We start from the raw sequence: 6,618 nt of genomic DNA on the forward strand, positions 1-6,618 counted from the left end.
TACGGATCCAGATGCCGAATGTGACCACCCTGACGCAGAACTCGCCGGTGCGGGTCGACGACGTCCAGGTCGGCAGCGTCACGAAGATCGAGGTCGAGGACTGGCACGCGCTCGTGACGGTGGCCCTCGACGGCGACGTCGAACTCCCGGCGAACGCCACCGCCAAGATCGGGCAGACCAGCCTGCTCGGCTCGCAGCACCTCGAACTGGCGTCGCCGGCGGACGAGCCGCCGCAGGGCCGGCTCGAGGACGGCGACCTGATCCCGCTCGAGCGGGCCGGGGTGTACCCGACCACCGAGCAGACGCTGTCGTCGCTGTCGGTGGTCCTCAACGGCGGTGGACTCGCGCAGATCAACGACATCACCACCGAGCTGAACGCGGCGCTGAACGGGCGGGAGGACTCGATCCGGAACCTGCTGCCGCGGCTCGACGAACTCGTCGGCACCCTCGACCGGCAGCGCGGCGACATCATCGCCGCGATGGAGGGCATCGATCGGCTCGCGTGGACGGTCGACGCGCAGAACGCCACCCTCGTCCGTGCGCTCGACGAGATGCCGGCCGCGCTGAACGTGCTGGTGGAACAGCGGCAGGACCTGACCACCGCGCTCACCTCGCTCGGCGAGATGAGCACCGTCGCCAGCCGGCTCGTCGAGAACAGCGGCGACGACCTGCAGACCAACCTGCAGGCGCTGGCTCCGACACTGCGTGCGCTCGCCGACTCGGGCAACGCGCTGACCGAGGTGCTCGGCGTGCTGCTGACCTATCCGTTCCCGCAGGCCGGCATCGACCAGGTGATCCGGGGCGACTACGCGAACCTCGCCATGACCATCGACCTCACCCTCGAACGGCTGGACCTGAACTTCCTCACCGGCACCCCGCTCGCCGGGCGCCTCGCCGGCCCGGAAGGCATCCTCGGCCGGGACGCCGGGCTGGCGGCCCAGTCCGCGGACCCCTTCCAGGCCCCGCTCCAGCAGCCGGCCGCGCAACCCGCGCCCGGCCCGGCCGCAACGCTGTCGGTCCCCGGTCTGGGGGAGATCACCGTTCCGGGGCTGCCCCCGCTGGGGGTGCCCGCGCCATGATGCTGTCGAAGTTCGTCCGGATCCAGCTCGCCATCTTCTCGGTGCTCACGGTGGTCGGGTTGCTGGTGATGTCGCTGCAGTACGTGCGGCTCCCGCAGCTGCTCGGCGTCGGCCGGTACACGGTGATCGTGGAACTGCCCTCCACCGGCGGGCTCTACCCGCACGCCAACGTCACCTACCGCGGCAACACCGTCGGGGTGGTCGACAAGGTGCAGCTGTCGCCGGCCGGGGTGGAGGCCATCCTGTCGATCGACAGCGACCGCTCGATCCCCGCCGACGTCGACGCAGCGGTCCGCAGCGTGTCCGCCGTCGGCGAGCAGTACGTGGACTTCGTTCCCCCGCAAGATGGTTCGAACGGGGAGTATCTGTCGGACGGCGACGTGATCCCGGCCGACCGGACGTCGGTGCCGCAGGAGGTGGGCGAGCTGCTCGACCAGGCCGACGTCCTGCTCGCCAGCATCAGCGACACACGGCTGCGCACCGTCGTCGACGAGTCGTTCGACGCGTTCAACGGGTCGGGGCCCGACCTGCAGCGGCTGATCGACTCGACCCGCCTGTTCGTGCAGGAGGCGAGCGCCGGCAGCGAGCAGACGAAGGCATTGCTCGATCAGCTCGGTCCGCTGCTCGACACCCAGGTCGTCACCAGCGACGCGATCCGCTCCTGGACGCGGGACATGCTGACGTTCACCGACGGGCTGCGGGCCGCCGACACCGACCTGCGGGCGGTGCTCGCGAAGGGGCCGGGCGCCGCGGCCGAGGCCGAACAGCTGCTGCAGGACCTGCGGCCGACGCTGCCGCTGCTGCTGGCCAACATGGTCGGCGTCGGGGAGGTGGGCGTGCTCTACAACGCCGGCATCGAACAGATCCTGGTGCTGTACCCGCCGATGACCACGGCGCTGATCACCGCGGCCGGCAGCGGACCGGCCGAGGACGGCGCGGTCGTCGACTTCCACCTGCAGCTGCACGATCCGCCGCCGTGCCTGTCCGGCTTCCTGCCGCCCGAACAGTGGCGCAGCCCTGCGGACACCACGATGGTGGACACCCCCGGCGAGGTGTACTGCAAGCTCCCGCAGTCGGATCCGAACGCCGTGCGAGGCGCGCGGAACCTGCCGTGCATGGAGTTCCCGGGCCGGCGCGCCCCCACGCCGGAGGCGTGCCGCAACGGGTACCAGCCCGAATACCTCGACAACCCGTGGCGGGGCGCCCCGACGCCCGTGCAGTCGGAAGGCGACATGCCGGTGCCCGCCTCGCACGCGACCGGGACGGGCGCGGCCGCGCCCGCCGGGGTGACGGCGCGCGGCATCGACCCGGCGACGGGAACGTACATCGGTCCCGAAGGTACGGTGTACCGCAACGTCGACACCGGCCCCGAGACCAGTTTGGAGACGTACATGAAGGCGCAGCAAGGCTGATGGCGGACGAAGAGACCCCCACGACATCGACGCCGGAGACCGGACCCGCCCGGCAGAGCCGGGTGCTCCCCGCGGTCGCAGCCCTGATCGTCCTCGCCCTGGTGGGCGCCGGAGTGTGGCTGTGGCTCGGCGCGACGGCCGACCGCGACCACGACGCCCGGCGGGCGGCGTACCTGCAGGCCGCGCGGCAGACCGTGCTGAATCTGACCACCATCCACCCGCAGAGCGCGGCCGAGGACGTACAGCGTCTGCTCGACGGGGCGACCGGTGACTTCAAGGCCGAATTCGAAGGACGCGAAGGGCCTTTCGTCGATGTGGTGACCAAGGCGAACGTGGACACCACCGGTGAGGTGATCGAGGCCGGAATCCAGGCCGAGGACGGCGCCTGCATGTCCTCGCTCGTGGCCGCGCGGTCGATGGTCAGCAACGCGGAACAGCCCGAACCCGAGCCCCGCGACTTCCGGCTGCGGGTGACGATCTGCGACGAGAACGGTCGGCTGCTGGCCTCGAAGGTGGATTTCGTACCATGACCGAGCATTCGAAGGACGAGGCCGTGACCCTCGAGAAGACCGACGACGCCGCGGGCGTGGAGGGCGCGGAAAGCGCTACGGCGCAGCCCGGCTCCGGGGGAGGTGCGCGCCGGATGCTGCTCGCGGCCCTCACCGCCGCGGCGATCGTGCTCGCCGGCCTCGTCGGCGTGGGCGTGTACGACAAGGTCGAGCGCGACGGCGCCGAGGCCGCCCGGACCGAGGCCCTGCAGGCCGCCGAGGAGCAGGCCGTCGCGATGCTCGCGTACGACCACGCCACGGTCGACGAGCAGGTCGCCGCCGCCTCCGACGGGCTCACCGGCGACTTCCGGGACGAGTACACGAACCTGATGAAGAACGTCATCGCGCCCGGCGCCAAGGAGAAGGCGATCACCGTGCAGGTGAGTGTGCAGGCGTCGTCGGTCGTGTCGGCCGAGGCCGATCGGGCGGTGACCCTGTTGTTCCTCAACCAGATCACCACCAGTTCCGTCAATCCCGAGGCGGTCAGCAGCGGCAGCCGCGTCCGCGTCGAACTCGAGAAGCACGACGGCCGTTGGCTGGTGAGCCGCCTGACCCCGATCTGAGCCGGGCGGACGGTCAGCGGCCGGGCAGGCGCACCATGTGCACGAAGAACCGGTCGATGTGCCGCACGGTGGCGACGAACCGGTCGAAGTCCACCGACTTGGAGACGTAGGCGTTGGCCCGCAACCGGTAGCTGCGCACCACGTCCTCCTCGGCGGTGGACGTCGTCAGCACGACGACGGGGATGGACGCCAGGTCGGGATCGGCCTTGACCGCCTCGAGCACCTGCCACCCGTCGTACTTCGGCAGGTTCAGATCGAGCAGCACCAGCGCCGGCCGCACGGCGCCGGCGTGGGCCCCGCGCCGGTACAGGAAGTCGAGAGCCTCCGCGCCGTCCCGCACCACGTGCAGCGTGCTGCCGATCTCGTTGGCCTCGAACGACTCCCGGATGATCAGCTCGTCCCCGGCGTCGTCCTCGACGAGCAGCACGTCGAGGGAATCGGCGGGCGTGGGCATGCGTGGTGCCGGCGTCCCGGTCGTCGCCTCCTCGACGTTGCGCTCGGACGACGACCGGACACCGTAGGCTTCGCGGTCCGGTGTGCTTGTCACTCGGGCTCGCCGACCTCCGCCGGCGCGATCAGCGCCGGACCGGCCGCGCCCTGATGCGCGAGTGCGTCGAGGAAGGAGCGCGCCCACCGGTCCACGTCGTGGGCGAGGACCTGCCGGCGCAGTGCCCGCATGTGCCGCCGACCGTCCTCGCGGGACTGGTTCAGCGCCGCCTCCATCTTGTCCTTGACGTCCTCGAGGTCGTGCGGATTGCACAGGAATGCCTGGCGCAATTCCGCTGCGGCCCCGGTGAATTCGCTCAGGACGAGGGCGCCGCCGAGGTCGCTGCGGCAGGCCACGTACTCCTTGGCGACGAGGTTCATGCCGTCGCGCAGCGGCGTCACCAGCATGACGTCGGCCGCGACGAAGAACGCGATCAGCTCGTCGCGCGGAATGGGCCGGTGGATGTAGTGCACCACGGGCCGGCCCACCTCGGCGTACTCGCCGTTGATCCGGCTGACCGTCTGTTCGATGGCGCCGCGCATCTGCACGTACGACTCGACGCGCTCGCGGCTGGGGGTGGCCAGCTGCACCATCACCGTCTCGGCCGGATCCACCCGGCCCTCGGCGATCAGCTCGAGCAGCGCGTCGAGCCGGACGTCGATGCCCTTGGTGTAGTCGAGCCGGTCGACGCCGAGCATGATGTGCTTCGGGTTGCCGAGCTCCTTGCGGATCTGCTTGGCGCGGTCGCGGATCGACTTGCGGCGGGCCCGCTCGTCGAGCTGTCCGGAGTCGATGGAGATGGGGAACGCACCGACGCGCACCGCACGGAACCCGACCTGCACCACCCCGAGCTTCGAGCGCACACCCACGGTGCCGCGGGAGGTCTGATGACCGGCCAGCCGGCGCGCGAGGTACAGGAAGTTCTGGGCACCGCCGGGCAGATGGAAGCCGATCAGATCGGCGCCGAGCAGGCCCTCGACGATCTCGGTCCGCCATGGCATCTGCATGAACAGCTCCACCGGGGGGAACGGAATGTGCAGGAAGAAGCCGATGGTCAGATCCGGCCGCAGCATCCGCAGCATCTTCGGCACCAGCTGCAGCTGGTAGTCCTGCACCCACACCGTCGCGCCCTGTGCCGCCGCCTTCGCGGTCGCCTCCGCGAACCGGCGGTTGACCTCGACGTAGGTGTTCCACCACTCCCGCCGGTACTCCGGCCGGACGATGACGTCGTGGTACAGCGGCCACAGCGTCGCATTGGAGAAGCCCTCGTAGTAGTCGGCGATCTCCTGCCCGCTCAGCGGCACCGGATGCAGCTCGAGGCCGTCCTCGACGATCGGGTCGAGCTCGGCGTCGGCGACACCGGCCCAGCCGACCCACGCTCCGCGGTTGTTGCGCAGGATCGGCTCGAGCGCGGTGACGAGGCCACCCGGGCTGCGCTTCCATCGGGTCGAGCCGTCCGGAAGACGCTCGAGGTCGACGGGCAGGCGGTTCGCGACGACCACGAAGTCCGAACCACCCACGTGCATCGACTCCTCACCTGCAGCCACGTGGTGCTCCTCTGTCCTTGTTCGCCGGTATCCGCTCAGTCCGTCTTCGGGTTCGGCCCGATGCCGAGCATGGACAGCAGCATGCGGCATTCGTCCGCATCCTCCGCGTAGGCAGCGACGACACGCTGTGCCTGACGGGCCGTCTCGTCCGCGACGGGTTCGAGTTCCTCGTCGGGGATGTCGTTCTCGGTGGTGGCGTCCGCGGCCATGGTGGTTCCTCCCGGGCTGGCTGCTCCGTTCGAGCAGGTCATTCGTAGTGCGACTCTATGAGAACCGGCGACTCCGACGCCAGCCGCTCCACGAGTTAGGGTTGGCTCACTTCTGGGAGCGGGGACGGGGAACGGAGAGTTTCGTGTGGTGGGAGGCATGAGCAGCGACGGTGATCGCCGGATCGATCAGGGGAAGGAGCCGGGTCTGCGGCTGCTGCGGCACACGATTGCGAACCAGCGGGTCGCGCTGGCGATCGGCACCGCGCTGGTCTCGCTGCACCAAGTCATGGAGACCCTCGTCCCCGTCGCGATCGGGGCGATCATCGACGGACCGGTCACCAGCGGCGACGTCCCGACGCTGGTCGTCGCCCTCGCGGGCCTGGCCGCGTTGTTCGTCGTGCTCACCTACTCGTGGCGTTTCGGCGCGCGCCGGCTCGTCGCGGCGATCGAGGCCGAGTCGCACCGGCTGCGGGTCACGGTGGCGCGCCGGATCCTCGATCCGCGCGGGGTGCGCACCTCCCTGCGCATCGGGGAACTCCTGGCGGTGGCGACCACCGACGCCGGGCGGGCCGCGCAGATCCTGCACGTGGTGCCCGCCACCGCCGCGGCGATCACCGCGGTGGCCGGGGCCGCGGTGGCGCTGCTGCTCGTCGACGTCCCCCTCGGTCTGCTGGTGCTGCTGGGCACGCCTGCGATCCTCGTCGCGCTCGACCGCGCCACCCCGCTGCTGACCCGGCGGATGACCGCACAGCAGGAGGCGGTGGCGCGGGCGT

At 70.6% G+C, this 6,618-nt stretch carries 7 protein-coding genes and 1 pseudogene; 5 read left to right on the forward strand and 3 right to left on the reverse strand.

All coding sequences use genetic code 11. The features are described from left to right. From CQZ88_RS24885 to CQZ88_RS24900, 4 genes are all read left to right on the forward strand, one after another. Nucleotides 1-1,079, forward strand: a 1,079-nt coding sequence (locus CQZ88_RS24885) for an MCE family protein (protein ID WP_258008770.1), incomplete at its 5' end; no start/stop codon positions are given. Then, on the forward strand, nucleotides 1,076-2,491 hold the full coding sequence (locus tag CQZ88_RS24890; RefSeq protein WP_065923035.1) for an MCE family protein: 1,416 nt from the start codon (nucleotides 1,076-1,078) through the stop codon (nucleotides 2,489-2,491). The genes CQZ88_RS24885 and CQZ88_RS24890, both read left to right, overlap by 4 nt. Further along, on the forward strand, nucleotides 2,491-3,021 hold the full coding sequence (locus CQZ88_RS24895) for a hypothetical protein (RefSeq protein ID WP_050034586.1): 531 nt from the start codon (nucleotides 2,491-2,493) through the stop codon (nucleotides 3,019-3,021). Before CQZ88_RS24890 ends, CQZ88_RS24895 begins: the two co-directional genes overlap by 1 nt. Then, nucleotides 3,018-3,602: a hypothetical protein gene (locus tag CQZ88_RS24900; RefSeq protein WP_029541061.1), complete on the forward strand. Its 585-nt coding sequence runs from the start codon at nucleotides 3,018-3,020 to the stop codon at nucleotides 3,600-3,602. Before CQZ88_RS24895 ends, CQZ88_RS24900 begins: the two co-directional genes overlap by 4 nt. Before the next feature lie 13 nt (nucleotides 3,603-3,615). On the opposite strand, the gene CQZ88_RS24905 is transcribed toward CQZ88_RS24900, so the two are convergent. The 3 genes from CQZ88_RS24905 to CQZ88_RS30055 are packed head-to-tail and all read right to left on the reverse strand — an operon-like array spanning nucleotide 3,616 to nucleotide 5,845. Continuing rightward, nucleotides 3,616-4,149 carry a response regulator gene (locus tag CQZ88_RS24905; RefSeq protein ID WP_102800445.1) on the reverse strand — a complete coding sequence of 178 codons (534 nt, stop codon included), beginning with the start codon at nucleotides 4,147-4,149 and terminating at the stop codon, nucleotides 3,616-3,618. Then, nucleotides 4,146-5,615: a trehalose-6-phosphate synthase gene (locus tag CQZ88_RS24910; protein WP_164528090.1), complete on the reverse strand. Its 1,470-nt coding sequence runs from the start codon at nucleotides 5,613-5,615 to the stop codon at nucleotides 4,146-4,148. The genes CQZ88_RS24905 and CQZ88_RS24910 overlap by 4 nt, the downstream gene beginning before the upstream one ends. Nucleotides 5,616-5,671: 56 nt before the next feature. Further along, nucleotides 5,672-5,845, reverse strand: coding sequence for a hypothetical protein (locus CQZ88_RS30055; RefSeq protein ID WP_006937887.1), 174 nt, complete (start codon nucleotides 5,843-5,845; stop codon nucleotides 5,672-5,674). A 157-nt stretch (nucleotides 5,846-6,002) separates the two neighbouring features. Between CQZ88_RS30055 and CQZ88_RS24915 the strand changes: the two are divergent. After that, nucleotides 6,003-6,618: pseudogene (locus CQZ88_RS24915) on the forward strand (ABC transporter ATP-binding protein); the annotation flags it as partial.

It is taken from the genome of Rhodococcus sp. ENV425 (assembly GCF_002887785.1).
Taxonomy (GTDB): domain Bacteria; phylum Actinomycetota; class Actinomycetes; order Mycobacteriales; family Mycobacteriaceae; genus Rhodococcus; species Rhodococcus aetherivorans.